Below are 25,660 nucleotides of genomic sequence, written 5' to 3' on the forward strand. Positions count from 1 at the left end.
ATGGTTAGAAAAAAATTAGCAGGCCGGGCGAAGATACACGGGTAAACTGAACTTCAACTTCATCATAACTTCAAAAAATATATCCGATGACAGACTATCCTTATAATTTATAAGGATACAGTAGAAATTTCAGGCAATTAATTTGGGAATAACCTTTAGAAATGGGGCGTTCTAAACGCTTTGTTTAGTAAAAAGCAGCAAATGGTGTCAAATTCGGGGCTAGTTAAGAGGAAAGTGTAAAAAAACAAAATTTATGGTTCAGTTTAAATTCGTCTGGCAATAGTCTGAACCCTAAGTTGTAGTGCCGGCTATTTCTGCTAGCCTGCAAATTGGACCCGTGCTACCAGCGTGCCTTCTGCTTCGGTTAGCTGCAGGGTTAGTCCCAGTCCCTGGGCTAGTCGCCCGGCCAGCCACAGGCCCAGGCCGGTGCCGGGGACTAGCGGGTCGGCTTGGTACCAGGCGGCAGTAAGCTGCGCTAAATGGGGGCCGAGCGGAGTCGCCAAGGCGTTCTCAATGGCGACTGCCAGGCCGTGCCCAGGAGTGGGGGCTAGCAGTCGCAGTGCCACCGGGGTGCCGAGCGCACCGTGCTTGCGGGCATTGTCAAGCAGATTTAACAGAATAGTCGTCAGCTGGTCGGCATCGGTGCTGACCGACAAGCTAGCCGTGGCAGCCTCGTCGGGCAGCTCGATAGTAAGCGTGCGCCCTGCCGCCCGAAAGCGCGGCAGCTCGCGGTCGGCCAGGGCTAGCACCAACTCATCGAGGGCCACGGGCTGGCGGTGAGTGGCCGAGGCTACGCCCGCCCCCAGGCGGCCCACCAGCAGAAAGTCATCGACCAGCCGGCCCAGGCGGGCCAACTCAGCATCGTGGCCGGCTAGCGCCGCGCGAGTGGCGGCGGGCAAAGCAGGGTCGCGGCCATTCACGTCGAGGCCAGCTTGCAGGGTGGCCAGGGGCGTGCGCAACTCGTGGGCGGCGGCAGCCAGAAAGTTAGCCTGGGCCGTGGCCTGCTCGGCCAGCCGGGCCAGTAGCTGGTTCAGGGTTTCGGCGAGCTCTTGTATCTCATCGCCGGTGGCAGGAACGGCGAGCGGCGCAATATCCTGCGCCTGCTGAATGCGGCGCGCCTGCCCCGCCATGCGCCGCAGCGGCCGCAGCACGGCCGCTGCCACAAGTGGGGCCAGCAAGGCCGCCAGCGCCAGGCTGCCGGCCAGGCCCAGCAGCACCGTGCGCCGCACCCGGGCCAGGGCCTGCTCAAGCGGGGCGGTCGGGTGGCCTAGCCACAGCGTAAGCTGGCCGGTAGCCAAGGCATTGTCGGCGCCGGGGCCGGGCGGGGCCGCTGCCCGGCTCACGGCTACCGCCCGGTGCAGGGGGCCTAGCGCGGCCCCAGGGCCACCCGGCGAGGGCAAAGCGGGTGCCGGCGCGGCCGGAAACTGCGCCGACCGGAATACTTCCCGCGGCGGCTGGCCATCTTCGGCAAATACCACGCGCATTACCTCGCCTTTCTGGTCGGGCAGGGGCAGGGTCGGCAAGGGGTCGAGGCTAACGCGGGCCAGCAGCTCCTGGGCGCGGGCGCGCAGCAGGGCATCGTCGGCGTGGGTGAGCTGGCGGCGCAGGCTGCGGTATTGGTAGCCGCCGGCGGCCAGCGTGGCTAGCCCTAGCACCAGCCCAAATACCAGCAGGAGCTGCCCCCGCAGACCCAGGCGCCACCAGTGGCGGTGCGGTGCGGCGGCCATTTGCGAAGGCAAGTTCGGGCTAGTAGTTAGTGACGTTTCAGCCATCGGTGCGCAGCCGGTAGCCTTGGCCAATTACCGTTTCGAGCAGGGCCGGGGCCGGGGCAAAATCGCGGTCCAGCTTGCGGCGCAGCTGCGAAATATGCACCTCAATCACATTAGAGCCCATATCATAGTCTACCTGCCACACCTTCTCGGCCAGGCGGGTTTTGCTTACTACCCGGCCGGCATTGCGTAGCAGCAATTCCAGCACGGCAAATTCGCGGTTAGTGAGGCTGAGCGCTTTACCTGCCCGCGTCACGGCGCGGCCCAGCGGGTCGAGCACCAGGTCGGCGAGGCGAAGGGCCTCGGCGCCAGCGGGCGCGGCCGTTTTGCGCCCGATAATATGCAGGCGGGCTAGCAGCTCGTCGAAGGCAAAGGGCTTGCGCAGGTAGTCCACGGCGCCGGCTTCGAGGCCGCCCACCACATGCTTGCTATCGGTGAGGGCACTCACGATGAGCACCGGCGTGCTGATGCCAAACTCGCGCAGGTTCCGCAGCACGTCGAGCCCGCTCTGGCCGGGCAGCATCAGGTCGAGCAAAATGGCGTCGTAGGGCGTAGTAGCCGCCCGCTCCAGGCCTTCGGGGCCGGTGCCAGCCACATCGGCCACGTGCCCGGCCTGCACCAGGCCCTGCTGGATAAAGCCAGCCAGCCGGTTTTCGTCTTCGACAACGAGAATGCGCATGAATTGAAGAAGAAAGAGGGTAAAAACCCAAAACGTCAGCCAGAGCATTCTGGCTGACGTTTTATTATAAATTGCTGCTTACTAACGTATCAAGTACTTGTTGCCGCCGAGTGTCAGCGTTTCGGCCCGTACAATATGCACTGGCGTGGTGCTGGCCAGGGCCTCGCCCGGATGGGCAGTGCGCAGCGTGCCGCTGGCTTCGAGGCTGGCGCCCGGCGTGAGCTTATCGGCCAGCTGCTCCACGGCGCGGGGCGGCAGCTGCACAATACTTTGGTCGCTGAGCAAGAGGCTTCTTATTTCGCCTCGGGGGCCGCGCCGCAGCTCCCGAATGGTGCCCTTCACCGTGGCTGCCTGCTCGGTGGGCAGAGTGCTAGGGGGGGTGGGGCGCGTGTCGCGCACGGTTTGGCTGCCGCTGGTCAGGCTCACGAAGTGGAACCGGCTGCGGCCGTCGGGCCCGGTCTGCCGAAAGCCGGTCACAGTCACGGTGCTACCGGCCTTCACGGCCGCGGTCAGCTGCTGGCCCAGGTGGCGCGGAAAGTGAATGGTATCGGAGGCGGCGCTGCCTTCAGGGCGCAGCACAAAGGCATCGTACACCTGCTCGTCGTTGCGGGCCTGATAGCTGGCTAGGGTGCCGCGCACGTCGCTTAGCACCTGCACCTGGCCGCCGCGTGGACCACGGTGCCCACCGGGGCCACCCATGGGGCCGGGGCCGCGCTCGCCATGGGTGCCGCCGGAGGGCGGGGGCGGCGGGCCGGCCGGGCCGTCGGCGGGGGGCGCCATGCCGGGGGCGGGGGGCAGCACCGGTGCTGCCGCGGTCGACTTAGCGTTTTTCGACATTTTCGTTTTGGTTTTTACCACCGTTTGCTGGGCGTGGGCGGTGGGGCTGGTGAGCAGGGCGGCCGTGAGGAGGGCCAGGCCTGACAATGATTTTTGCATGGGATGTAAGAAAAAAATAACGGGATAAAGTGGGGGCCGACGGGCTCCGGTTGCCCTTGCGACGCTACAAAATTTCTACTATCGCCTGAGGCCCGGCTTAAGCCCACATTAATTTTTCTTCAGCCCGCGAGCTTTTAAATACCCATCACAGAAACCCCTAACACGAATAAGCAGCCACCGCTAGGGCAGCCAGCGGCGCCAATACATAAAATAAGCCCGTCAGCAGTGACTTGGTCACCTCTGACGGGCTTAGCCGAAAATAGCTGTGCCAGTGGGGGCTAGCCGGCGGCCACGGCCTTGCGGCGGCTGGGCTTCACGGCGGGCTGGCGCTCCTCGCCCTGGGCCAGCAACTCGTCGTCGCGCTCAGTCTTTTTGGCAATCCAGCTTACTGAGTACAGGTCCTTGCGGCGGTCGCGCAGGTTGCGCACGGCGCCGCTGCTGTTCAGGTCTTTAAGCAGGTCAAGGTCGAGGTCGGCGATGAGCGTCATCTCTGTATTCGGCGTGGCCTCGGCCACGATGGCATCGTGCGGAAAGGCAAAGTCGGAGGGGCTGAACACGGCCGACTGCGAGTACTGAATGTCCATATTCTCCACGCGCGGCAGGTTGCCCACCGACCCCGTGATGGCCACGTAGCACTCGTTTTCGATGGCGCGGGCCTGGGCGCAGATACGCACGCGCTGGTAGGCGTTTTTGGTATCTGTCCAGAAGGGCACAAACAGGATTTTCATGCCCTCGTCGCTCAGAATGCGGCTCAGCTCCGGAAACTCCACATCGTAGCACACCAGAATGCCGATTTTGCCAAAGTCGGTATCGAAGCACTTGATTTTATCGCCGCCGCGCATGCCCCAGTAGCTCGCCTCGTCGGGCGTCACGTGCAGCTTGTACTGCTCGTCTACGGTGCCGTCGCGGCGGCACAAGTAGCTCACGTTGTAGAGCTTGCCATCTTCGTACACCGGCATGGAGCCCGCAATTACGTTGATGTTGTAGCTCACGGCCAGCTCCATCATGCGCACCTTAATGGGCTCGGTGAAGGCGGCCATGCCCCGAATGGCCGCCGAGGCCGATTCCTCGTTGGTCAGCGCCATCATGGGGGCGTTAAAAAACTCCGGAAACAGCACGCAGTCAGCCTTGTAGCCGCTCACGGTATCGACAAAGAACTCAATTTGCTGGAAAAAGTCTTCCAGGCTCTTGGTGGCGCGCATCTGCCACTGCACAATGCCGATGCGCACGTTCGACTTCTGGTTGCCGATGAGCTTATCAAACTCCTCATCGTAGTACACGTTAATCCACTCCAGCAACGTAGCGTAAGCCTTTGACTCTGAGTCATAAGGCAGGTAGCCGCGGATGATTTTGCGCACGTAAAACTCGTTCGAGAGCTGGAACGTGAGAATGGGGTCCACGAGCTCCTTATTGCGCACCATTTCCACGTATTTGGCGGGCGTCATCTCGCCCGCGTACTGCGCGTAGCCAGGAATGCGGCCGCCGGCCACCATGGCGCGCAGGTTCAGGCTCTCGCACAGCTCCTTACGGGCGTCGTAGAGGCGCCGGCCCAGGCGCAGGCTGCGGTACTCGGGGTCTACAAATACATCGACGCCGTAGAGCGTGTCGCCCTCGGCATCGTGGGTATCAAACTTGCCGTGGCCGGTAATCTTGGCGTAGGTGTGCTTGTCGCCAAACTTGCTGTAATCCACGATGATAGCCAGTGCGGCGGCCACTACTTGCCCGTTGTCTTCAATGCAAATCTGGCCTTCGGGAAATTTCTTGAGCAGCGCGTTGTATTCCTCTTGCGCCCAGGCGCCTTCCATATTAGAGTACACCTTTTCCATAATGGCCTTGATGGCCTTGAAGTCGTTGCGGCGCAGCTGGCGCAGCACCAGCTTGTGGGCCGGCACGGCGGTGGGCGTCAGGCGCTCGTCGATGGCCGTGAGGGCGGGGCCTAGCTTGCCGCTTTTTTTGTGGTGGTGCGCGCCGTTAGGGGCGGCCTTGCCGTTGGAAGAAGTAGCCATAACAACTTAAAAAATCGAAGCAAATAGGGGAATACTGGGTGAAATTGCCCCAGAAAAAACCCGCTGGCTAGCCGCCAGCGGGACGTATAACTGCTAAACGGGCAGATAGGTGCGCAAGTTTACGCTGGGGCTACACGCCCGTCATCTCAGGCACGGCTTCGTCGGGCACAGGCACTAGCAGGCGGCCGGCCGTGGCCGCCCGTATCTGGGCCACGCTCACGCCGGGCGCCCGCTCGCGCAGTACGAAGCCGTCGGGCGTCACATCGAGCACGGCCAACTCAGTCACTATTTTCTTCACGCAGCGCAGGCCAGTGATGGGTAAGGTGCAGTCGGTGAGTAGCTTGCTGGAGCCGTCGCGCGCCACGTGCTGCATAGCCACGATGATGTTCTTGGCCGAGGCCACCAGGTCCATGGCGCCGCCCATGCCTTTCACCATCTTACCGGGGATTTTCCAGTTGGCGATGTCGCCGCGCTCGCTCACCTCCATCGCGCCCAGGATGGTCAGGTCGACGTGCTCGCCGCGAATCATGCCAAACGAGTCAGCCGACGAGAAAATGGAGGAGCCCGGTAGCGTAGTCACTGTCTGCTTGCCGGCGTTGATGAGGTCGGGGTCAACTTGGTCTTCGGTGGGAAAGGGGCCCATGCCCAGCAGCCCGTTTTCGCTTTGCAGCTCTACGTTGATGCCCTGCGGAATGTAGTTGGCCACCAGCGTTGGAATGCCGATGCCGAGGTTCACGTAGGAATTGTTTTCTACTTCTTGCGCAATGCGCTTGGCGATACCGTGTTTGTCGAGGGGCATGGGTGGGAAGGGAAGAAGGATTACTTGGCCGCCTGGCGCTTGGCTAGGGCCGCATACACGGCCTTGCGGAAGCGAGGCACCAGGTCGGGCGTATTGGTATGCGGAAATTTTTGGGTGTAAATGAGCACTACGAGCTTTTCCTTGGGGTCAACCCAGTAGTCGGTGCCGAAGGCGCCACCCCACTCGTAGCTACCCACCGACTGCCCGGTTTGAGCCGCGCCGGCCGGTGTCACGATGCTGAAGCCGAGGCCAAACTTGTTGAGCCCTTGACTCACGTCACCAATTTGGTTCTGGGTCATGAGGGCCACCGTGCTGGGTTTCAGCAGGCGATGGCCGTTGTAAGTGCCGCCGTTTAGCATCATCTGAAGGAAAACGGCGTAGTCATCAATAGTCGATGATAAGCCCCCGCCCCCCGAAAAGTAGGTGCCCGCTTGGTTCGGGAAGTCGGGCCGCAAGCCCAGCATTCCGCTAGCCGGCATGGGCACAGTGCGCCCCTGGTACTCGGTGTAGAGCGGCACGAGGCGGCTGTGCCGGTCGGCGGGCAGGTAGAAGTACGTATCGCGCATACCCAGCGGCTCAAACACGTGGGCGCGCAGATACTGGTCGAGCGGCTGCCCGCTTAGCACCTCAATCAGGCGGCCCAGCACGTCCACACTCAGGCCGTAGGTGAAGCGCTCGCCGGGCTGGTTCATCAGCGGCTGCCGGGCCAGCGCATCAATGGCCGGGGCTAGGGTGCCAGAAGGCGAGCCCACGCCCGAAGGCACATGCGCCTTCGCATAGATAGCCCGCGCCTCGGGCGAGCCAATGACGGCGTAGCCAATGCCCGAGGTGTGCGTCAGCAGCTGCCGAATGGTAATCTCGCTGCGCGCCGGCACCGTCGTAAAGGTTGTATCCTTGGCATTGAAGGTGGCCAGCACCTGCGGGTGCGCGAAAGCCGGCAGGTACTTCGAGATGGGGTCATCGAGCTGAAATTTGCCCTGGTCGTAGAGCTCCATCAGCCCCACGCTCGTGATGGCCTTGGTCTGGGACGCGATGCGCTCGATGGCGTCGGGCCGCAGCGGCGTCTTGGCCTGAGCATCGGCGTAGCCAAAGGCTTTGCGGTACACCACCTTGCCATCGCGGGCCACCAGGGCGATTACGCCCGGCAGCCGGCCATCGGCCACGTAGCCTTGCAGCAGCTGGTCGATTTTAAGTAAGCCTTCGGGGCTGACACCGACGCTAGCGGGCGCCGCTGCTGGCAGCATAACGGAAGGTGGCGCGGCCGGCTGGGCCAGCGCCGCTGTGGCAACTAAGCTGCTGAATAGCAGGCTAGCGAAGAAGTTTTTACGCATACCGCTTGTGCTAAAAGTCCTCGCTAGGCAGTGGCGCGCACCGTGCGCTGCTCAATACGCTTCTCGTAGTTTTTGCCCTGAAAAATGCGCTGCACGAAAATACCCGGCGTATGAATCTGGTTGGGGTCGAGCTCGCCGGCGGGCACCAGCTCCTCTACCTCGGCCACCGTGATTTTGCCGGCTGTGGCCATCATGGGGTTGAAGTTGCGGGCCGTGCCCTTGTAGATGAGGTTGCCCGCGGTGTCACCCTTCCAAGCTTTTACCAGGGCAAAATCGGCGGTAAGGCCAGTTTCGAGCAGGTACATCTTGCCGTTAAACTCGCGGCTTTCCTTGCCTTCGCCCACTTCCGTGCCGTAGCCAGCCGGCGTATAAAAGGCCGGAATGCCGGCCCCGCCGGCGCGGCAGCGCTCGGCTAGGGTGCCCTGCGGAATAAGCTCTACTTCAAGCTCGCCGGCCAGCAACTGACGCTCAAACTCGGCATTTTCGCCCACGTAGCTCGAAATCATCTTGCGGACCTGGCGCTGTTGCAGCAGCAGCCCGATGCCGAAGTCATCGACGCCCGCGTTGTTGCTGATACAGGTCAGGTTTTTGACGCCGAGGCGCAGAATTTCCTGAATCGCGTTTTCGGGGATGCCGCAGAGGCCGAAGCCGCCGAGCATCAGGGTCATACCGTCGGCGAGGCCGGCTAGGGCGGCCTGGGCGTCGGCCACAGTTTTGGTTATCATGGGTGGGAGGAAGAGGCGGGAGGCTGGTAATTGACGGGCAAAAATTCACCCATTTTTTCGAAACCCCAGTACCCGTCAATAAATACGGCCAGCGGATTGGCTAGCTGGCCGTTGGGCTGAATCTCAATTTCGGGCTGCATCAGCATGAGTTCTGACACCTGCCGGTCTTGCGGCGGAGGCGCCGCGCTGCGGGCAAAGGGCGAAGGCTGCGGGTGGTAGTTGGCATCGGGGCCCACCAGCAAGTAGGTCACTTGCAGATGGTCGCGGAAGCGCAGAAACACGCGCTGGCCGCCGGATACCACGTGACGCAGGCTATCGAGGTGGCGCGGCGCGGTGTAGAGCAAGGCGAAACTGGGCGGCACGCTAGCCCAGCGTTTCAGCGAATCCTGCTCGGCGGCCGAATAGGCGCGGCGCTGGCGAAGCAGCTGCTTGCGGGCGCTATCGGCGGGGGCAAAGCGCGGGTTGGGCACCACGCGCAGCCGCCGCGCCACAAAGCCCTGGGCCGTCATCTGGCTGTCGCGCACGCTGCGCAGAAAGTGCGCCAGCGAGCCCAGATAGGCGCGCACGCGGTTGGCCTGCCAGGTGCGGCGCTGGCGCTCCGAGTGGGGCGTCATTTCCTCGAATACCGGCTGGCCGTAGAACGTGACGACCTGCTCGGTGAAGTTGCTCACGAAGCGCAGTCCATAATATTTGACGCGGTAGCCCAGCGCGCTGTTATCGACCTGCACAAACTTGTAGGCCGAGGCCGTGAGCTCGTTGGCCTTGGGGTCGTAGTCGAGCAGCACATCGTCGGGGTTGGCAATGCGGCACTGCTTCGAGAAGGTGCTGCGGCCCAAGAAGAGGTCCAAAAATTTCTGGTAGTCGCTGGCCCGGTTGGGGTTGGGACGCACCACTACCTCACCCAGCTTATTGGCCGAAGGGGCTAGCCGTAGCGTGAGCTGCTGGGGCGCCGCGCCTATCGTAACTGCCTGGCGGGCTAGCCGGTAGCCCACGTAGGAGGCCACCACATCATAACCGCCGGCCGGCACGCTCGGAAAGGTGAAAGTGCCCTGCTCGGTGGTCGTGACGCCGAGCGTGGTATTGGCCAGAAACACGCTGGCGAAGGCTAGCGGCTCGTGCGTAACGGAGTCTTGCACCACGCCGCTGAGGCGACCCTGGCCCAAGGCCAGCCCCGGCAGCAACAAGCAGAAAAAGGCCAGCACCGTACGCATTGCGCACCCATGTACCCAAGCGGCCGGGCAAAAGTTGCCCCAGCCGGCGGTCGGCGCGGTTACTTAGCCGGCGTGGGGGCTAGCACGGGTGGCTGGTAGTCGAGCGGCAGAAACTCGCCCATTTTCTCGAAGCCCCAGTACTCGCCGGTCGAGACATCGGCCGGGTTGCGCAGCGTGCCGTTGGGCCTGATTTCGGCCTCGCGGGTTTGCAGGCGCAGGCGCGACACCTCGCGCTGGGCGGGGTAGGGCTGCTTGCGCGGCTCGGGCCCTAGCGTGGCCATGGGCTCCGAGTAGTTGCGGTCGGGCGCCTCGCCAAAGTGCGCCACTTGCAGCTCGCCCGTAAAGCGCAGGTACACGCGGCCATCGGCCACCCGGCGCAGGCTGTCGAGAGACCTGGCGGCCGGGTAGAGCGTGGCGAAAGCCGGCGCCAGCTTGCCCAGCACTTCGAGCGAATCCTGCTCAGCATCGGTGAGCGAGCCGGCCGGGCGGCGCGACAGCGGCTCAAGCCGCTCAAAACGCTTGTTGGGCATAATGCGCACCTGCTGGGCCATAAAGCCATTGGCCCGCAGCTGGCCGGTGTACACGCTGCGCAAAAAGTGCGGAAACGAGCCGATATAGGCCGTCGCGCGGTTGGCTTCCCACTGCCGCTGCTGGGCCGCGTCGCGGGGCGTCATTTCCTCAAATACCGGCGAGCCGCTGAAGGCCACAAAGTCCGTTTCGGGGTTGTAGGTGAAGAACATGCCGAAATACTTGAGCCGGTAGCCCAGCGCCTCATTTTCGACCTGCACGAAGTTTTTGGCCGCCGCCGTCAGCTCCTTGGTCGAGTCGTTGGTGTACACCACAATGTCTTTGGGATTGGTGATGTGGCACTGCTGCGAAAACGTGCTCTCCCCCAGAAAGTAGCTGGTGAACTTCTTGAAGTCTTCCTCGCGGTGCGGGTTGGCCTGCACCACCACCTCACCCAGCTGCGGCCCGGCCGAGCCTAGCAAAAAGGTAAGCTGCTGCGGCGCGGCGGCCTTGCCAATGGTAATGGTCTGCTTGCTAAGCCGGTAACCCACGTAGGTGCCCACCGCCTCGTAAGTGCCGGCCGGCACCTTCGGAAACTCGAACCGGCCTTGGTCGTCGGTCGTAGCCCCTAGCGTGGTGTTGGCCAGAAATACGCTCGAAAACGCCAGCGGCTGGTGGGTGGCCGAGTCTTGCACCACGCCGCTGAGGCGGCCCTGGCCCAGGGCTAGCCCCGGCAATAAGAACAGAAGAAAGGCGAGTGTCTTGTGCATAAAAAAGGTAGGTAGTAGCCCGGCAGGCTAGCGGCGCGTTGCAATAGTCGGGCCGAGGACCGGCCTACACGCCCAGCGCCGCGCGGGTAGCCTGCGCATCGAGCGCCAGCTGGGCCGTGAGGGCCGCCAGGCCGTCGTACTTTTCCTCGCCCCGCAACCAGGCAACGAATTCCAGCGTCAGGAATTGCCCATATAGGTCGCCGCTGAAGTCAAGTAGGTTTACCTCAATGGTTTGCGCTAGCCCCGCGCCGATGGTGGGCCGCACCCCAATGCTGAGCATGGCCGGATGGCGCGTGCCCGCCGCTGTGGTGGCCCACACCGCATAAATACCCTGTGCCGGCACCAGCTTTAGTTTCTCGGGTACCTCCAGGTTGGCCGTCGGGTAGCCGATGGTGCGGCCCAGCTGCTGGCCGGTCACGACCAGCCCCGTCACGGGGTAGTGGTAGCCCAGGTAGGCGGTCGCGGTGGCCACGTCGCCGCCGCGTAGCGCCTTGCGGATGCGGGTGCTGCTTACGCCCACCGCGTCCACGTCCTGGCGCGGAATTTCCTCTACCGTGATGCCGTAGCGCGCCGCGTGCCGGCTGAGGTAATCGAAGCCGCCCTCCCGGTTTTTGCCAAAGCGGTGGTCGTAGCCAATTACCAGGTGCTTGGTACCCACGGTTTTGAGCAATAACTCCTGGATGTATTCCTCCGAAGTCCACTCCGCAAATTCGCGGGTGAACGGCATTACCAATAAATAGTCAACCCCAAACTCAGCTAGCCGGGCCACGCGCTCCTCCAACGTATTGAGCAGCTGCAACTCCAGCAGCTCGGGGTGCGAGGGCGGCGGGCCCAGTACCAGGCGCGGGTGCGGCCAGTAGGTAATGACCACAGCCGGCCCGCCCACGGCGTCGGCCACCTGCCGCAGCCGCGCCAAAATGCGCTGGTGCCCCCGGTGCACCCCATCGAAGGTACCGCTTGTCACCACGGCATTGGCCAGGGCCGGAAACTCGGCGGGGTCAGTAATAACTACCATGAATCGCAGATTGACGCAGATTTTGGGATTACGCAGATTCTGCTGGCTGCGATGGGGTTGGGTCTGCCGCGCTCGCCTGCTGGGCGGCGTAGTAGTCGAGGCCGGCGCGGGCCACGCGGGTGCGCTCGCGGCGCGGGCGCTCGGTGGGGCTAGCGGGACCTTCGGCGGTGGGGCGGGGCGGGCGCAGGGCCTGCACCTCGGCCACCGTCCAAGCGTCGGCCAGGCGGTACGCGCCGATGCGGGTGCGCACCAGGCGCGTAAGGTGGGCGCCGCAACCCAGCGCCAGGCCCAGGTCGCGGGCCAGGCTGCGGATGTAAGTACCCTTCGAGCACACCACCCGAAAATCAACCTCGGGCAGCGCGATGCGCGTCAGCTCGAACGATTTGATTTCAACGGTTTTCGACTTGATAACGGCCTCCTCACCCTTGCGGGCCAACTCGTAGGCGCGCTGGCCATCGACCTTCACGGCCGAGAACCGCGGTGGCGTCTGCTCAATCTTTCCTAAGAATGTGGCGGCGGCTGCCTTTATCACTTCCTCTGTGAGGTGCGCATAGGGCTGCTCGCTGTCTACGGCGGTTTCGAGGTCGAAGCTCGGCGTGGTCTGGCCTAGCCGGAACGTGCCTTCGTATTCCTTTTCTTGCGCCTGAATCTGGTCTATCTCCTTGGTTTTCTTGCCAGTGCAGAGAATGAGCAGGCCGGTAGCCAACGGGTCGAGGGTGCCGGCGTGGCCGATTTTGCGCGGGCGCAGCGTGTTTTTCACCTTGCGCACCACGTCGAACGATGTCCAGGTCAGCGGCTTATCGAGCAGCAGCACTTCACCTTTTTCGAAGTCGAAGTCAGCCAGCTGTTTCTTTTCACTCATACCAGTTGCAGGTTAAGGCCCAGCGCCAGCATCAGGAGCAGCAGCCCGCCCACAATGATGCGGTAGATACCAAAAGCGCGGAAGCCATATTTCGCCACAAATCCTACGAAGAGCCGGATGGCCAGCAGCGCCACTACAAAGGCCACCACGTTGCCGAGCACCAACAGCTTCACTTCCTCGCCCGAAAACAAGTGCCCTAGCGTAATGCCTTGCGCGTGCGCTTCTTTATAATAATCGTAAATGTCCTTTACGGCTGCCGCGGCCATTGTGGGCATGGCCAGGAAGAACGCAAACTCGGCCGCCGCCCGGCGCGTGAGCTTCTGCGTGAGGCCGCCGATGATGGTGGCCGCCGAGCGGCTCACGCCCGGCACTACTGCCAGGCACTGAAACAGGCCAATCACGAAAGCTTCCTTCCAGCTAGGGTTCGTAACCGGGTGGCCGCCGTGCTGCGGGTCTTCCTGCGGAAACCACTTATCGACAAACAGCAGCACGATGCCGCCGAGCAGCAGCATCACGGCCACCGTCGTCACCGATTCGAGCAACGCGTCGATGTGCTTTTTGAGGGCTAGCCCTACTACCACGATGGGTAGGAAAGCCACCAGTAATTTGAGGTAAAAATCGAAGCTCTGGAAAAAGCGCTTGAAGTACACCACTAGCACCGATAGAATAGCGCCGAGCTGAATTACTACTAAAAACAGTTTTACAAACGGCGTTGCCGTGATGCCCAGCAGCTTGGAGGCGATAATCATGTGGCCGGTGCTGGAAACGGGTAGGAACTCGGTGATTCCTTCCACGATGGCCAGCAAAAGGGCCTGCCAGTAAGTCATTGGTTCGGTGTTAGTTGGTGTAGTATAGGTACTGTCAGTGCGAGCCTGCGAAGCAATTGCACCCGGACGAAGTCCTGACGGCTCGTTCTGATGCGATTACTTCGCAGGCTCGCACTGATAAGAAAGGGTAAATAGGCCCTAGCTAGGGCGCTTGTAGGCGGGCTTGGCCGGGCGCGGCGCCACGGGGGCCGTGGGCGGAGCAGGCATGCTAGCTACCGGCTGGGTCAGGGGTTGGGCAGCTTCGGCCAGGGGCGTAGGAGCGGGCGCCACCGGCACCTCTTCGCCCGGGTTGCTGCGCACCATAATGGCCGCAAACTCAATTCCGAAGCCCACAAACAGCAGAATGGGCCCGAGCGTGAGGCCCAGAAAGCCCTCGCCGTAGTCGGCCCCGTCGAGCATCATCGTGATGAAGCCCACGGCCAATACGGCCAGGCCGAGCCACATCAGTCGAAAGTTGCGGGGGCCAAAGGCGAAGCGCGGGGCCGGAGTAGTTGGTTGCATAGCAGGTTAATAAAGCTCGTCGAGCGATACGTTCAGGTATTTATTCACGGCCCAATAAGAGCTGAGAAAGCCAATGGCCGTGCCCAGGCCCAGCACGCCCAGCAGCAGCAGGCCGATGAGGTGGTCGTCGCGCAACAGGCGCAGCTGCGCGATTTCGAGGTAGGCATATTGCAGTAAGCTCAGCAAGACCAGCGCAGCCAAAAACCCGCTGGCTAGCCCCTGCCAGGTGGCCCGCCGGATGAAGGGCTGCCGGATAAAGAACCGCGTGGCGCCCACCAGTTGCATCGAGCGGATGAGCAGCCGCTGCGAAAACATAGCCAGCTTAATAGTATTGTTAATCAAAATCACCACCACTAGCACGAGCACCGCCGCAAAGCCCAGCAGCAGCAGGCTCACCCGAGCCAGGTTTTGGTTGATGCTGGTAAACAGGCTCTTGGGGTACTGCACTTCAAATACGCCGCGCTGCTGGCTCAGGCTGCGGCCTAGCAGGCGCAGGTGGGTAGTGTCGGTGTATTCGGGTTTTATCTTGAGGGCGTAAGCATCACGCAGCGGATTGTCATCCAGGAAGTTGTGAAAGTCTTCGCCGGTGGTTTCGAGCAGCTGCCGGGCGCCCTCCTCCTTGCTCACGAAGCGCACCTGGGGCTGGCCATTGAGCTCGGCCACGTAGGGCTGGTGCTCCAGGTCCTGTTGCAGGCGCAGCAGCTCGGTTTCGGGCAGGTTGCGCTCCAGGTACACCTGCACTTCCAGGTTTTCGCGTACCTGCTCGCTCAACTTGTGGGCGTGCAGCAGCAGCAGGCCAAACAACCCAATGACGGTAAGCGCCAGCGTGATGCTGAATACCACCAGCAGCGTAGGGTAGGAGCCGAGTTTCTTTTTGTGGGGCCGGGCCATAGAGCGGCAAAGGTACGCGTGGCTTTAAGTAGAATGACGCCAAACTACCCTTTGTCATTGCGAGCAACGCGAAGCAATCCTTCCTTTTCGTTCGCTTCGTTGAATTAGTAGCCCTAGCGATAAGGAAAGATTGCTTCGCAGGCTCGCAATGACAGGCGGTAAGAGCGCTTTACAAGCTCGTGCGCTTGTCTTCCTCTACCGTCAGCACCTCGCGGGCGCGCTGGGTGCCGCGCTGGCGGCGGCTCGGGTTTTCGCGGCCAAAGAGCTCGCGCAGGTTGTTAAATTCCTTGGTGTGCAATAGTGAAATACCGGCGCGCGGCTGGTTCACGGTGGTCACAATGTTGTCGCGCGGAGTGGTTTCGTAGCGCAGCTTGGCCCGGAATTTTCCATCGGGCCGCAGGAAATATTCCAAGCTAAAGTCGCCGATGAGCGACGACTGCGTAGCTGAGTAGGGCAGGCCGGTGTTGGGGTTGATGGCCGACGAAGTCGAATTGCTGATGCCGCCCTCGCGAGTCAGGCGCAGCCGGCCACCGAGGAAGGAGTAGCTCAGGCGCACTTGCAAGGCCTGCAGCTGGTCGGCCGTGAGGCCGTTGATATTAAAGTCGATTTCCAGGTTTCGGTCTATCTGCGAGGTGAGCAGGCCGAGCTGCGAGGAGATAATCTGGCCCAGGCTGTTCTGCACCGCATTGCCCTGCCCCGTGAGCGAAATGCCACTGAAACTATTGCTGTTCTGCGGTGATAACGTTCTGAAAACAAGCAGGCTGAATACCTGCCGGTTCAGTTCTTGCTCGTCGTTGCGCAGCAGCGCGATGAACGCCGCCAGGTCGTTTTGCAGCGAGCTGGGAGCATCGTCAAACTCCAGCGCCAGCTTGATAACCGGTAGCAGCAGCGGTCCGGTCAGGTTCATCACGGCCGTGACGGGCACCACCGCCGCGCTCGTGCCCGTGCCGGTGCTCGACAAGATGGGGGCTAGTGAGGTGCGTTGCGTGTAAGTGGCCGTGACATTCATCTGGCCGTCGAGCGGGTCGCCGTTCCAGGTGATAATACCGCCGGGCTGCACCACAAACTCTTTGTTGACAAGGCCTTGCAGCGTGAAGTTGTAGGCGCCGCGCACAATCTCGACCTGGCCATACATATTAAAATCGCCGCGCGTATCGATGGCCAAGCGCAGCTGCCCGGTGGCCGAACCCCGGATTACGTCGCCGGTGCTTTCATCCAGCAAAATCTCCAGGTAGGCGTCGGGCGTCACCGTCAGGTTCATATTGAGCTGAATACCTGATAAATCGACCTTACTTTGCTCGGCAATGATGGCCGCCTGCCGGGCCTGGCGGCGGCGCACCGAGTCGGGCAGGTTGCGATTTACAAACCGGATGTAGCTGGCCTGCTCGGCCTTGGCGGCGTTGTCGAGGGGCAGGGCTAGCCGGGTGCCGGCCTCCGAAGTGGCCGTCACGTTCACCACCAGGTCATCGACCGGGCCGCGCACGGTGGCCGTGCCGGTGGCGTAGGCCGTGCCAAAGTACAGTTCGTTGTCGCGCCGGGTGGTGTGCAGCACCTGAAACTTGCGGAAATTGGCGCTCATATCGAGCGTCATATTCTGGAAGCCTTGGTGCCGGATGAGGCCAGTCACGGTGCCCAGGTTGCCCTGCGCATCACGCAGCTGCACGTTGCTAAAGGCTATCGAGCTAGTGGTGAAGCTGATGCGGTCGGCAAACTTATACGTAGTGCCTAGGTAGCCGAAGGTGAAGCGGCCATCCGTGACATCGACCGCGCCAGCCAGGGTAGGGGCGCTAAACATGCCCCCTAGCTGCAGCTGGCCGCGCCCGGTGCCGCCCAGGTTTTGCAGAATGCTGCCCAAAAAGGGCTGCGCCAGCACGATGGGCGCGTCGTTGAGCTCGCCGGTTAGGTTGAGCTGCTGGGTGGTAGAGCGCGGTGCCAGGTAGCCCGTTACGGTGAGCACGCGCTGCTGCTGGCGGGCCACATCGAGGCTGAGACGCAGCTGGCTGCTGGGGTTGTCCCAGTCGCCCCGGCCCGCCACCTGCCCGATAGGCACGCCTTCGTACACCAGGGAATCGACGGCCAGGGTGCTGTTGATAGCCAGCTGGTTATAGACGCCGCTTACGGCAGCCTGCATGTTCAGGCGGCCCCCTAGCCGCTGGCCGATAACGGAGGTGAGGGTGGCCAGGTCAAAGTTGGCAATGTCGAGCTTGAGCGGTGGCAGGCGCGGGTCGGGTGAGATGACGCCCTGGGCACTCAGCCGCTCGTTGCCGTGGCTGATGACAAAGTTCTGAATGTCAAACTCCTTGCCGCCACCACTTATTTTCACCGAGTTGTCGGCCGCAATCACGTATTCCTGGTTCAGCAGATTGAGGCTGCTGCGCCGAAATACCACCTGCACCGCCCGCGGCAGGAAACTCAGCGCACCATTGATGGTGGCGCGGTTGGTGGTGCCGCTCTGGGCGAGCGAGGTCGAGAAGTTGATGCGCTGCTGGTCCCACACGCCTTCCACCACAAATTTCTCGGTGCGCCCCACCGCAGGCACGAGCTGGCGCTCGGAGGTGAGGCTGGCCTGGGCCAGTACCTCGGGCTGGTAAGGTAGCTTGGAGGTAGTGAAGTCGAACTCGGTGCTGATAGTGTGCACCGGCCCATACCAGATGCTGTCAAACTTGCCCCCCAGCTGCAAAATCGACGTTTCGCCCTGCCGAAACGAGCCGTCGAGGTGGCTGCGGTCGGCAATCTGCAAATCGGGCATAAACAGGTTCAGCACCGGGTTGATGTGCTTGAGATTCACATCCAGCTCAATGGCGTACACTGGCAGGCGCACCTGGCGCTTGCGGTGGTAGTAGGCGGCCGTGGCGGCGGCATTGCTCTCAAAGTTGAGCCGGTACTCGTGCCAGAGCGTTTGCAAGTCGCGCACCACCGTCGCAAACTCAAACGCCCCGTTTGCCGTGAGGTCAGCCAGCTCCGAGCGCAGCATTACCTGCCGCTGGCCGCGGCTGCTGCGGGTGCTGCGCACGTCGAGGGTGTCGAGGTCGAGGCTCTGGCCGCGCAGCGCAAAGTGCGAGCCGCGCAGCTGCGCCGTGCCCAGCAGCGAGTCGAGCTGGGTGCCGCGCAGGTTCACGCGCGCCGTAGTGCTCACCGTGAGCGGCACCCCTAGCAGGCCGAGCGTGGCGAGGTTGGCGTGGGCAATAGTAGCCTGCACATTGATGTGCTGGTGCTTAGGGTCGAGGTTGAAGTCGCCGTTGGCCGTGAGGCGCACGGCGGGGTCGTCGGCCGTCACCTTGCCCTTGAAGCCTTGGCCCGCAAAGTCGCCGTCGAGGCTGAGGTTGTGGTAGCGGTAGCCGCTCAGCCAGATGGCCGGCACCGTCACCACGGCGTGGCCCTTGGCAATGGGAGGCACAAAGCCCGTGCCCTCCACCTTGCCATTGAGCGTCACGTCGCGGATAATCGACTCATCGCCAATAAACTTGCCCAGGTTGAAGGCCGTGCTGCGCACGGTGCCCTCGTACACGGCGTGGTCGAAGTCGCTCTTGGTCTTGAGGTTTACGTCGGTCGAAACCGACCCTAGCGCTGTAGCAAAATTGGCCTTGCCCACAAAGTCATTGTAGAAGCCAATGAACTGCCCGTCGAGCTTCACCAGGCCTAGCCGCTGCACCAGCTTGTTGGCCGAAGCCGGCAGAAACTTGCGCAGGTCGGCGGCATCGACCTGCGAGGGCTGCAGGCGCAGGTCAATCAGGCTTTCGCGCCAGCGGGGCAGGTTGTCGGCGTGGGCGCGGGTAGCCACGATGTGCGTGTGGCGGCCGTAGCGCACATCCAGGTTCTTAATCTGGAAGTCGCGCACGTAGCCCTTGGCATCGCCCGACAGGAAAACGGAGTCTTTCAGCGACGCCAGCTGAGGCGCAAACTTGGCGATGTCGTCGGTGTAGACCTTGGCGCCGCGCAGCTGCGTCACCACCCGCATCGAGTCGTTGAAGTCCGAAAAATTGCCGAAGCGCTTGTACTCAAAGCGCACGTACTTGCGCAGCTCGCTGCGGCCAACCCGCAAGGTCAGGTTGTTGAATTCCCAGAAGTGCTGGTTATACGCAATGTCGGCCGTGAGCTCGCGCAGGTGCGTCTGGCTAGGGGTTTCCACGGTGCGCAGGCCCGCGATGCGGGCGCGCAGGGTGTCGCTCTGCCAGTTGAGGTTCGAGATATCGGCGTAGATGCTGTCGGCTATCAGGTGATTGTAGTCGATGCTGCGGCCGTAGTATTTCTCGCGGGGCCGGTCGGGCCGCTCCAGGGCAAAGTGGCCGTTGCGAATGGCGATGTCGTGGAGCTGAAAGTCGAACGGCGCCGACTTAGTGGTGTCGGGCGGGCCGCTCAGGCGCTTGATGGCGCTCAAAAACTGGTCAAGGGTAGTTGAGTCGGGCTGGCCGGCTACGTCGCGCAGCACAAAGCGCGGCTCGGTGAGGGTGAGGGTGCCCACGTGCAGGTGGCGCGGGTCAAACACCGAAAAGAGCTTGATGTCGGCATCGGCCTGGCCCACGCCAAACAGCTCGCCGCCCCGCCGGTCGAGCACCCGAATGCCTTCGAGCAGCACGTGCGAAAACGGCCGGATATCAACGCTGCCCACCTCTACGCGCTGCCCTAGCTTGCTGCTTAGGGTTTCGGCCGCGCGCTGGGCTAGCCGCGTTTGTACGCCCGGCAGGCGCAGCGCCAGCAATGCCCCGCCTAGCACCAGCACCAGCGCAATGGCCAGCCCTAGCAAGATTCGGAGCAGAATACGGAGGACGCGACGCACGAAAGACAGCGAATGCAGGTTAAGCTAAAGCCCTAGCGAGCCGGATATAACGCAAAGGTGCGGCATTTCGCGCGCATCAATCGCGCCAACGCATAAGGGTTAGCCCAGGTTCGCCCGAACTTTGCGGTTTCGCCGCACGCAGAAACACAGCGAGCACCTGTCCTTGCGAGCGCAGCGCGGCAATCTTTCCTGGTAGTTGGCTTCACTAAGTTTAGCACCCCTAGCGTGAAGGAAAGATTGCCGCGCTGCGCTCGCAAGGACAAACGAGTTTTGTAATTACTTATTAGTTAAAAGAATAATGAACCTACTAGCCATCGAGTCGAGCTGCGACGATACCGGCGCGGCGGTGTTTCAAAACGGCCAGCTGCTCAGCAACGTGGTGGCCGGCCAGGCCGTGCACGAGCAATACGGCGGTGTGGTGCCCGAACTGGCCTCGCGGGCACACCAGCAGCATTTGCTGCCGGTAGTCACGGCGGCACTGCGCCAGGCCGGCCTTACCAAAGACGACCTCGACGCCGTGGCCGTGACCCAGGGCCCCGGCCTGCTAGGGTCCTTATTGGTGGGCAACCTCTTTGCCAAGAGCCTGGCGCTGGCACTGGGCAAGCCGCTGCTGGCCGTCAACCACATGCGGGCCCACATTCTGGCGCACTTTATTAAAGACCCCAAGCCGGCGTTTCCGTTTTTGTGCCTCACCGTGAGCGGCGGTCACACGCAGCTGGTAGTGGTGCGCTCGGCCTTGGATATGGAAATATTGGGGCAGACCATCGACGACGCGGCCGGTGAGGCCTTCGACAAAACGGCCAAGCTGCTGGGCCTACCGTATCCCGGCGGCCCGCGTCTCGACAAGCTGGCCCAAACCGGCAACCCGCACCGCTTCGAGTTTCCGATGGGCGCGCTCGAAGGCTACAACTTCTCCTTCAGCGGCCTGAAAACGTCGGTGCTGTATTTCCTGAAAAAGGAAACCGCCGCCAACCCCAACTTCATTCAGGAAAACCTGGCCGACCTCTGCGCCAGCATCCAGCACACCATCGTGCAAACGCTGCTGCGCCAGCTCAAAAAAGCCGCCCAGGCCACCGGCCTGCGCCAGGTGGCCGTAGCCGGCGGCGTCGCCGCCAACTCGGGCCTGCGCCAGGGCGTGCAGGCCTTAGCCGAGGCCGAAGGCTGGGACTTCTTTATCCCCGACTTCCAGTTTTGCACCGACAACGCGGCCATGGTGGGCCAGGCGGCCATTTTCCAATACGAAGCCGGCGACTTCGCCAGCCAGCTCACCAGCCCCGACCCGCGCCTCAAGCTAGCGTAGAGCCTGATACCTTTATGCCGACGCCACCGGGCTAGCCAACGAAGCCTCACGGCGTACTTCTGCGTAAGCAGTACTTCCATGAAAGATAAGACCCCCGCCAACATCAACATCAAGAACCGCCGCGCCAGCCACGAATACACGTTTCTGGCGAAGTACGACGCGGGCCTGATGCTGCAAGGCACCGAAATAAAAAGCGTGCGCGCCGCAGAGGTAAACCTGCAAGACGGCTACTGCACCTTCGACCATAAGGGCGACCTCTGGGTGCACAGCGTTCGCATAGCGCCTTACTCGTTAGGTACTTACAACAACCACGATGCCATGCGCCCCCGCAAGCTGCTGCTCAATAAGCGCGAGCTAAAGCAGCTGGCTGGCAAAATGGACGCCGGCCTCACCATCATTCCGCTGCGCCTGTTCGTCACCGACCGCGGCTTTGCCAAGCTCGAAATCGCGCTGGCTCAGGGCAAGAAGCTGTTCGACAAGCGCGAAGACCTGAAGGCCAAAGACCAGCAGCGTGAGATGGAGCGCTACCGCTAGGGCGTTGCGTGGCGTTCTTTGTAGCCCGAACTACTTTTTTGTAAACCTTTGAACCACGGTATTTGCGCGCTCAGCGCCGTTCCCGTCCGCGCCGAGCCTACCGACCGCGCCGAGCTAGTCACCGAATTGCTATTTGGCGAGTGCTACACGGTGCTGCAAACCCAAGGCAACTGGCTGCGCATCGAAACCGCTGCCGATACTTACCTGGGCTGGATTGACTTCAAGCAGCACCGCCCGGTGAGTGATACCTACTTCCAGGCCTGGTGCGCCCAGGACCACCCGCGTGTGCTCGATGTGGTGCAGGTGGTATCGAGCGCCACCACGCGCCAGCCCATCACGCTGGGGTGCCGTTTGCCGTTCTTCGATGGCATGACCCTGAAAATGGGCGATGATAACGTGCTGTTTTACAATGGCACGGCTACCAATCTGGCCCACAGTAGCCAGCCCGAGCGCCAGCTAGCCCTGCTGCGCAAGATGGGCCAGCAGTTCAGGCAGGCGCCTTACGTGTGGGGCGGCAAAAACCTGTTCGGCATCGACTGCTCGGGCCTGATGCAGACGCTGTTTGGTCTTATCGGCATTCAGCTGCCGCGCGATGCCAAGCAGCAGATTGCCCTCGGCGAGCCCGTCGATTTTGTGACCCAGGCCAAAGCCGGCGACCTGGCTTTTTTCGATAATGCCGACGGTGCCATTGTGCACGTGGGGGTAGTGCAGGATGACGGGATGATACTGCACGCCTCAGGCGAGGTGCGCCTCGACCCGCTCGACCACCACGGCATCTTCAACCGCGAGCGCCAGAAATACAGCCACAAGCTGCGGCTGATTAAGCGGTTGTTGTAATTGCGTTTTGTCGTTTGTCCTTGCGAGCCTGCGAAGCAACCGCACTAGAACGACCCTAGCAGAAGGACCGACGTGAGTTTTGTGCGATTGCTTCGCGTTGCTCGCAATGACAAACTATTTTGGGATGGCTACCACACTATCGGCTCTTCGCCGTGCTTTTCCAGCCACGCATTGGTCTGGCTGAAGGGCTTGGAGCCGAAAAAGCCGCGGTCGGCGGAATAAGGCGAGGGGTGCGCCGCCTTCAAAACCAAGTGTTTGCCAGCGTCAATGAGCTCTTCCTTCTTCTGGGCGTAGGCGCCCCAGAGGATGAATACCACGTGCGGCCGGCCCTCCGATACTTTGCGGATAACGGCGTCGGTAAACTCTTCCCAGCCTTTTTTCTGGTGCGAGCCGGGCGTGGCGGCCCGCACCGTGAGCGTGGCATTGAGTAGCAGCACGCCCTGCTGCGCCCAGCGGTCGAGGTTGCCATTGGCGGGCGCGGGGGTGCCCGGAATGTCGTCTTGCAGCTCCTTGAAAATATTTTGCAGCGAGGGCGGTGTGCGTACGCCTTCGTTCACGGAGAAGGCGAGGCCGTGCGCCTGGTTTTTGCCGTGGTAGGGGTCCTGGCCCAAAATGACAACCTTCACCTGGTCGAAGGGGCAGGCGTCGAAGGCATGAAAAATCTGCGAGCCTAGCGGGTATACCGTGGTGGTGGCATACTCGCCGCGCACCCAGGCCGTGAGCTTTTGAAAATAGGGCTTCTCAAACTCGTCGGCGAGTACGGGCCGCCAGCTTTCAGCAATTTTGACCATAAGGAAGGGAATGTAAAAGAAGAAAGCGAGGCACAACTAATCGGCGCGGCGCGGCGTTCAGGGCTCACTACTACACTTGCGGGGCGACTGTTGCCCCGGTAGCGTAATTTTGCCGGCCGTCGCTATGCCAACTACCACTACGCAGGGCGTAACCGTTACGGTTACGACCAACTACTTGCCCGATTATTCCAGTCCTGCGCAGGAGCACTTCGTGTTTGCCTACCGCATTGATATTCGCAACGACAGCGAATTCACTATCAAGCTCTTGCGCCGCCATTGGTATATCTCCGACGTGGGCGCCGGCCTGCGCGAGGTAGAGGGCGAAGGCGTGGTGGGCCGCCAGCCTGTGCTTGAGCCCGGCGAGGCTCACCAGTACGTGAGCGGCTGCAATCTCAAGTCGGGCCTGGGCAAAATGCGCGGCACCTACCTTATGGAGCGCCTGGCCAGCGGCGAGCATTTTCAGGTTAATATCCCGGAATTTACGCTGATTGTGCCGTTCCGGATGAACTGATTATCAGCTTGTTTCAACTATTCGCCTACCTCCGCTACTGGCTGCGCTCGGGCAACGCGCACGGGCTGCATTCGCCATTCGTGTTTGGCCTTTACACTACCGTTATCCGCCACACGGGCCAGTTCGGCGCCTACGCCCGCATCGAAAAGCGCCGCCAGGAGCTGCTCGCCAGCGACCAGGTAATCGAGGTCACCGATTTCGGGGCCGGCTCGCAGGTGGCGGGTGCGGGTGGTCGTCGGCGCTCGGTGCGCGACATTGCCCGCCACGCGGCCAAAGCCCCGCGCCTAGCGCAGCTGCTGTTTCGGCTGGTCAATCATTTTCAGCCCGCTACTACCCTGGAGCTGGGCACCTCGCTGGGCCTTACCACGGCTTACCTGGCCCTAGCCAAGTCGCGCCAGCAGCTTGTCACCTTCGAGGGCTGCCCCAACACGGCCGCCGTAGCCCGCCAAACGTTTGAAGAGCTGGCTATCAAGAATGTGCGTCTGGTAGAAGGCAACCTCGACCACACGCTGCCCGCCACGCTGGCTAGCCTGCCCCAGCCGCTCGACTTCGTATTCTTCGACGGCAACCACCGCTACGAGCCCACGCTGCGCTACTTTGAGCAATGCCTGGCTAAAGCGCACGAAAACAGCGTGTTCGTGCTCGACGATATCCACTGGTCGGCCGAGATGGAGCGTGCCTGGGCCGCCATTAAGGCGCACCCTAGCGTGACGGTGACTGTCGACTTATTCTACGTCGGGCTGGTATTTTTTCGCAAAAAGCAGCCCCAGCAGGATTTCTGGCTGCGGTATTGAGGCTGGTGTCAGTTAGTCGTAACTTCGTTTATAGTGCTCTCATAGTTGCTTCGCTCATGCCCACCGCCGACCAGCGCCTCGACCAGTTAGAACCCGTAATCAGCGAAATGCTGGCTAGGCTAGATGAAACTGCCGCCAAAGTTGAACGCGTTTCAGCCCAAGTACGCCAGCTGACGCTGGTTGTCACGACTTCTATTTCTTCGCAAAGCGATAATATCTCGTTTTTACTTGAAAAGACAACTAAGCTAGCAGACGGTCAGGCGAAGCTGGAAGAAGGTCAGGCGAAGCTAGCAGACGGTCAGGCAAGCCTGAAACAGGAAATTAATGAACGGTTTGAGGCCGTTGACCAGCGCTTCGACCAGCTCTTCGATTTGTTGCGAGAAAAGCTGAAGTAGGCCGTTAACCTACGCGTCCAGCCCCTGCGGGTCGATGTCGCCGCTGGGCCGCACGGCCTCGCGCACGCGGGTGAGGCGCTGTAGCAAGCCCTCCAGCTTGTCGAGCTGCAGCATGTTGGCGCCGTCCGATAGGGCAGTGGCGGGCGTGGGGTGCGTCTCGATAAATAGGCCATCGGCGCCCACCGCAATAGCTGCCTTGGCGATGGTTTCGATGAGAGCCGGCTGGCCGCCCGTGACGCCGCTAGCCTGGTTGGGCTGCTGCAAGGAGTGCGTCACATCCATGACCACGGGCACGCCGAAGCTGCGCATGGTGGGCAGGTTGCGAAAATCAACTACCAGGTCGCTGTAGCCGAACGAGTTGCCGCGGTCGGTGAGGATGACGTGGGGGTTGCCGGCGCCCTGTACCTTGTCCATGGCCCAGCGCATGGCCTCCCCGTTCAGGAACTGGCCTTTCTTGATATTGACCACCTTGCCGGTTTTGGCGGCGGCCACCAGCAGCTCGGTTTGACGGCAGAGGAAGGCCGGAATCTGCAGCACATCGACATACTCAGCCGCAAAGGCAGCCTCGTCCGATTCGTGGATGTCGGTGACGGTCGGCACGCCGATTTCGCGCCCCACTTTCTGCAAGATGCGCAGCGCCGTTTCGTCGCCGATACCGGTAAAGGAGTCGAGGCGCGAGCGGTTGGCCTTGCGGTACGAGCCCTTAAAAATGTAGGGAATCTGGAGCTTATCGGTGATGTGCTTCACGCGCTCGGCAATGCGCAGGGCCATATCCTCGCCCTCGATAACGCAGGGCCCGGCCATCAGGAAAAACTGACCAGAATTGGTATTACGGAAGTGGGGGAGGGCCTGAGCGAGGGAGGTGAGCATGAGAAGGTGCTGTAAGTCAGTG

General features: G+C 61.9%; 23 protein-coding genes. 6 read left to right on the top strand and 17 right to left on the bottom strand.

Annotated features, from left to right (window positions below; translation table 11 throughout):
• Positions 1-317 precede the first annotated feature (317 nt).
• The 15 genes from J4D99_RS22095 to J4D99_RS22210 form a co-directional block, all read right to left on the bottom strand.
• Positions 318-1,727 (bottom strand): histidine kinase dimerization/phospho-acceptor domain-containing protein, encoded by a 1,410-nt coding sequence (locus J4D99_RS22095; RefSeq protein WP_208132069.1) that lies wholly within the window; start codon positions 1,725-1,727, stop codon positions 318-320.
• A 37-nt stretch (positions 1,728-1,764) separates the two neighbouring features.
• Entirely contained in the window at positions 1,765-2,448 is a 684-nt protein-coding gene (locus J4D99_RS12605; RefSeq protein ID WP_208132070.1) for a response regulator transcription factor, read from the bottom strand.
• A gap of 81 nt (positions 2,449-2,529) precedes the next feature.
• The gene (locus tag J4D99_RS12610) at positions 2,530-3,384 is read right to left on the bottom strand and encodes a hypothetical protein (protein ID WP_208132071.1); all 855 of its coding nucleotides are present in this window, start codon (positions 3,382-3,384) and stop codon (positions 2,530-2,532) included.
• Positions 3,385-3,662: 278 nt separating this feature from the next.
• A complete protein-coding gene (locus J4D99_RS12615; RefSeq protein WP_236018653.1) occupies positions 3,663-5,210 on the bottom strand; it encodes a bifunctional GNAT family N-acetyltransferase/carbon-nitrogen hydrolase family protein in 1,548 nt (515 codons plus the stop codon).
• Positions 5,211-5,520: 310 nt separating this feature from the next.
• The gene (locus J4D99_RS12620; RefSeq protein ID WP_208132073.1) at positions 5,521-6,189 is read right to left on the bottom strand and encodes a 3-oxoacid CoA-transferase subunit B; all 669 of its coding nucleotides are present in this window, start codon (positions 6,187-6,189) and stop codon (positions 5,521-5,523) included.
• Positions 6,190-6,209: 20 nt separating this feature from the next.
• Complete coding sequence (locus tag J4D99_RS12625) at positions 6,210-7,520, bottom strand: serine hydrolase domain-containing protein (protein ID WP_208132074.1); 1,311 nt, start codon at positions 7,518-7,520, stop codon at positions 6,210-6,212.
• A gap of 23 nt (positions 7,521-7,543) precedes the next feature.
• Positions 7,544-8,245 carry a CoA transferase subunit A gene (locus J4D99_RS12630; RefSeq protein WP_208132075.1) on the bottom strand — a complete coding sequence of 234 codons (702 nt, stop codon included), beginning with the start codon at positions 8,243-8,245 and terminating at the stop codon, positions 7,544-7,546.
• Positions 8,242-9,456: a carboxypeptidase-like regulatory domain-containing protein gene (locus J4D99_RS12635; protein WP_208132076.1), complete on the bottom strand. Its 1,215-nt coding sequence runs from the start codon at positions 9,454-9,456 to the stop codon at positions 8,242-8,244. The genes J4D99_RS12630 and J4D99_RS12635 overlap by 4 nt, the downstream gene beginning before the upstream one ends.
• 59 nt (positions 9,457-9,515) lie before the next feature.
• On the bottom strand, positions 9,516-10,733 hold the full coding sequence (locus tag J4D99_RS12640; protein WP_208132077.1) for a carboxypeptidase-like regulatory domain-containing protein: 1,218 nt from the start codon (positions 10,731-10,733) through the stop codon (positions 9,516-9,518).
• Between the two features lie 64 nt (positions 10,734-10,797).
• Entirely contained in the window at positions 10,798-11,748 is a 951-nt protein-coding gene (locus J4D99_RS12645; protein ID WP_208132078.1) for a bifunctional riboflavin kinase/FAD synthetase, read from the bottom strand.
• Between the two features lie 28 nt (positions 11,749-11,776).
• Positions 11,777-12,610 (bottom strand): tRNA pseudouridine(55) synthase TruB, encoded by an 834-nt coding sequence (gene truB / locus J4D99_RS12650; RefSeq protein ID WP_208132079.1) that lies wholly within the window; start codon positions 12,608-12,610, stop codon positions 11,777-11,779.
• Positions 12,607-13,437, bottom strand: a complete 831-nt coding sequence (locus tag J4D99_RS12655) for an undecaprenyl-diphosphate phosphatase (protein WP_208132080.1) — start codon at positions 13,435-13,437, stop codon at positions 12,607-12,609. The genes truB and J4D99_RS12655 overlap by 4 nt, the downstream gene beginning before the upstream one ends.
• Before the next feature lie 138 nt (positions 13,438-13,575).
• Positions 13,576-13,938, bottom strand: coding sequence for a DUF3098 domain-containing protein (locus tag J4D99_RS12660; protein WP_208132081.1), 363 nt, complete (start codon positions 13,936-13,938; stop codon positions 13,576-13,578).
• 6 nt (positions 13,939-13,944) lie between these two features.
• Positions 13,945-14,829 carry a cell division protein FtsX gene (locus J4D99_RS12665; protein ID WP_208132082.1) on the bottom strand — a complete coding sequence of 295 codons (885 nt, stop codon included), beginning with the start codon at positions 14,827-14,829 and terminating at the stop codon, positions 13,945-13,947.
• Positions 14,830-14,998: 169 nt separating this feature from the next.
• A complete protein-coding gene (locus J4D99_RS22210) occupies positions 14,999-19,606 on the bottom strand; it encodes a translocation/assembly module TamB domain-containing protein (RefSeq protein WP_208132083.1) in 4,608 nt (1,535 codons plus the stop codon).
• Between the two features lie 298 nt (positions 19,607-19,904).
• Between J4D99_RS22210 and tsaD the strand changes: the two genes are divergently transcribed.
• The 3 genes from tsaD to J4D99_RS12685 all read left to right on the top strand — a co-directional run bounded on the left by tsaD (position 19,905) and on the right by J4D99_RS12685 (position 22,277).
• Entirely contained in the window at positions 19,905-20,906 is a 1,002-nt protein-coding gene (gene tsaD, locus J4D99_RS12675) for a tRNA (adenosine(37)-N6)-threonylcarbamoyltransferase complex transferase subunit TsaD (protein WP_208132084.1), read from the top strand.
• A 78-nt stretch (positions 20,907-20,984) separates the two neighbouring features.
• Positions 20,985-21,440, top strand: coding sequence for an SsrA-binding protein SmpB (gene smpB, locus J4D99_RS12680; RefSeq protein WP_208132085.1), 456 nt, complete (start codon positions 20,985-20,987; stop codon positions 21,438-21,440).
• A 48-nt stretch (positions 21,441-21,488) separates the two neighbouring features.
• Positions 21,489-22,277: a C40 family peptidase gene (locus tag J4D99_RS12685; RefSeq protein WP_213019562.1), complete on the top strand. Its 789-nt coding sequence runs from the start codon at positions 21,489-21,491 to the stop codon at positions 22,275-22,277.
• A gap of 128 nt (positions 22,278-22,405) precedes the next feature.
• On the opposite strand, the gene J4D99_RS12690 is transcribed toward J4D99_RS12685, so the two are convergent.
• A complete protein-coding gene (locus J4D99_RS12690) occupies positions 22,406-23,068 on the bottom strand; it encodes a uracil-DNA glycosylase (protein WP_208132086.1) in 663 nt (220 codons plus the stop codon).
• 124 nt (positions 23,069-23,192) lie between these two features.
• Between J4D99_RS12690 and apaG the strand changes: the two genes are divergently transcribed.
• Genes apaG through J4D99_RS12705 form a run of 3 tightly spaced genes read left to right on the top strand, consistent with a single transcriptional unit; the run spans position 23,193 to position 24,768 of the window.
• Positions 23,193-23,579: a Co2+/Mg2+ efflux facilitator ApaG/CorD gene (apaG, locus tag J4D99_RS12695; RefSeq protein ID WP_208132087.1), complete on the top strand. Its 387-nt coding sequence runs from the start codon at positions 23,193-23,195 to the stop codon at positions 23,577-23,579.
• Between the two features lie 8 nt (positions 23,580-23,587).
• Positions 23,588-24,373, top strand: coding sequence for an O-methyltransferase (locus J4D99_RS12700; RefSeq protein ID WP_208132088.1), 786 nt, complete (start codon positions 23,588-23,590; stop codon positions 24,371-24,373).
• A 56-nt stretch (positions 24,374-24,429) separates the two neighbouring features.
• A complete protein-coding gene (locus J4D99_RS12705) occupies positions 24,430-24,768 on the top strand; it encodes a hypothetical protein (RefSeq protein WP_208132089.1) in 339 nt (112 codons plus the stop codon).
• A 9-nt stretch (positions 24,769-24,777) separates the two neighbouring features.
• Here the strand turns inward: J4D99_RS12705 and kdsA are convergent, their stop codons facing one another.
• A complete protein-coding gene (gene kdsA, locus J4D99_RS12710; protein WP_208132090.1) occupies positions 24,778-25,638 on the bottom strand; it encodes a 3-deoxy-8-phosphooctulonate synthase in 861 nt (286 codons plus the stop codon).
• Between the last annotated feature and the right edge of the window lie 22 nt (positions 25,639-25,660).

Source organism: Hymenobacter sp. BT559 (assembly GCF_017571525.1).
In the GTDB taxonomy this organism is placed as follows: Bacteria; Bacteroidota; Bacteroidia; order Cytophagales; family Hymenobacteraceae; genus Hymenobacter; species Hymenobacter ginsengisoli.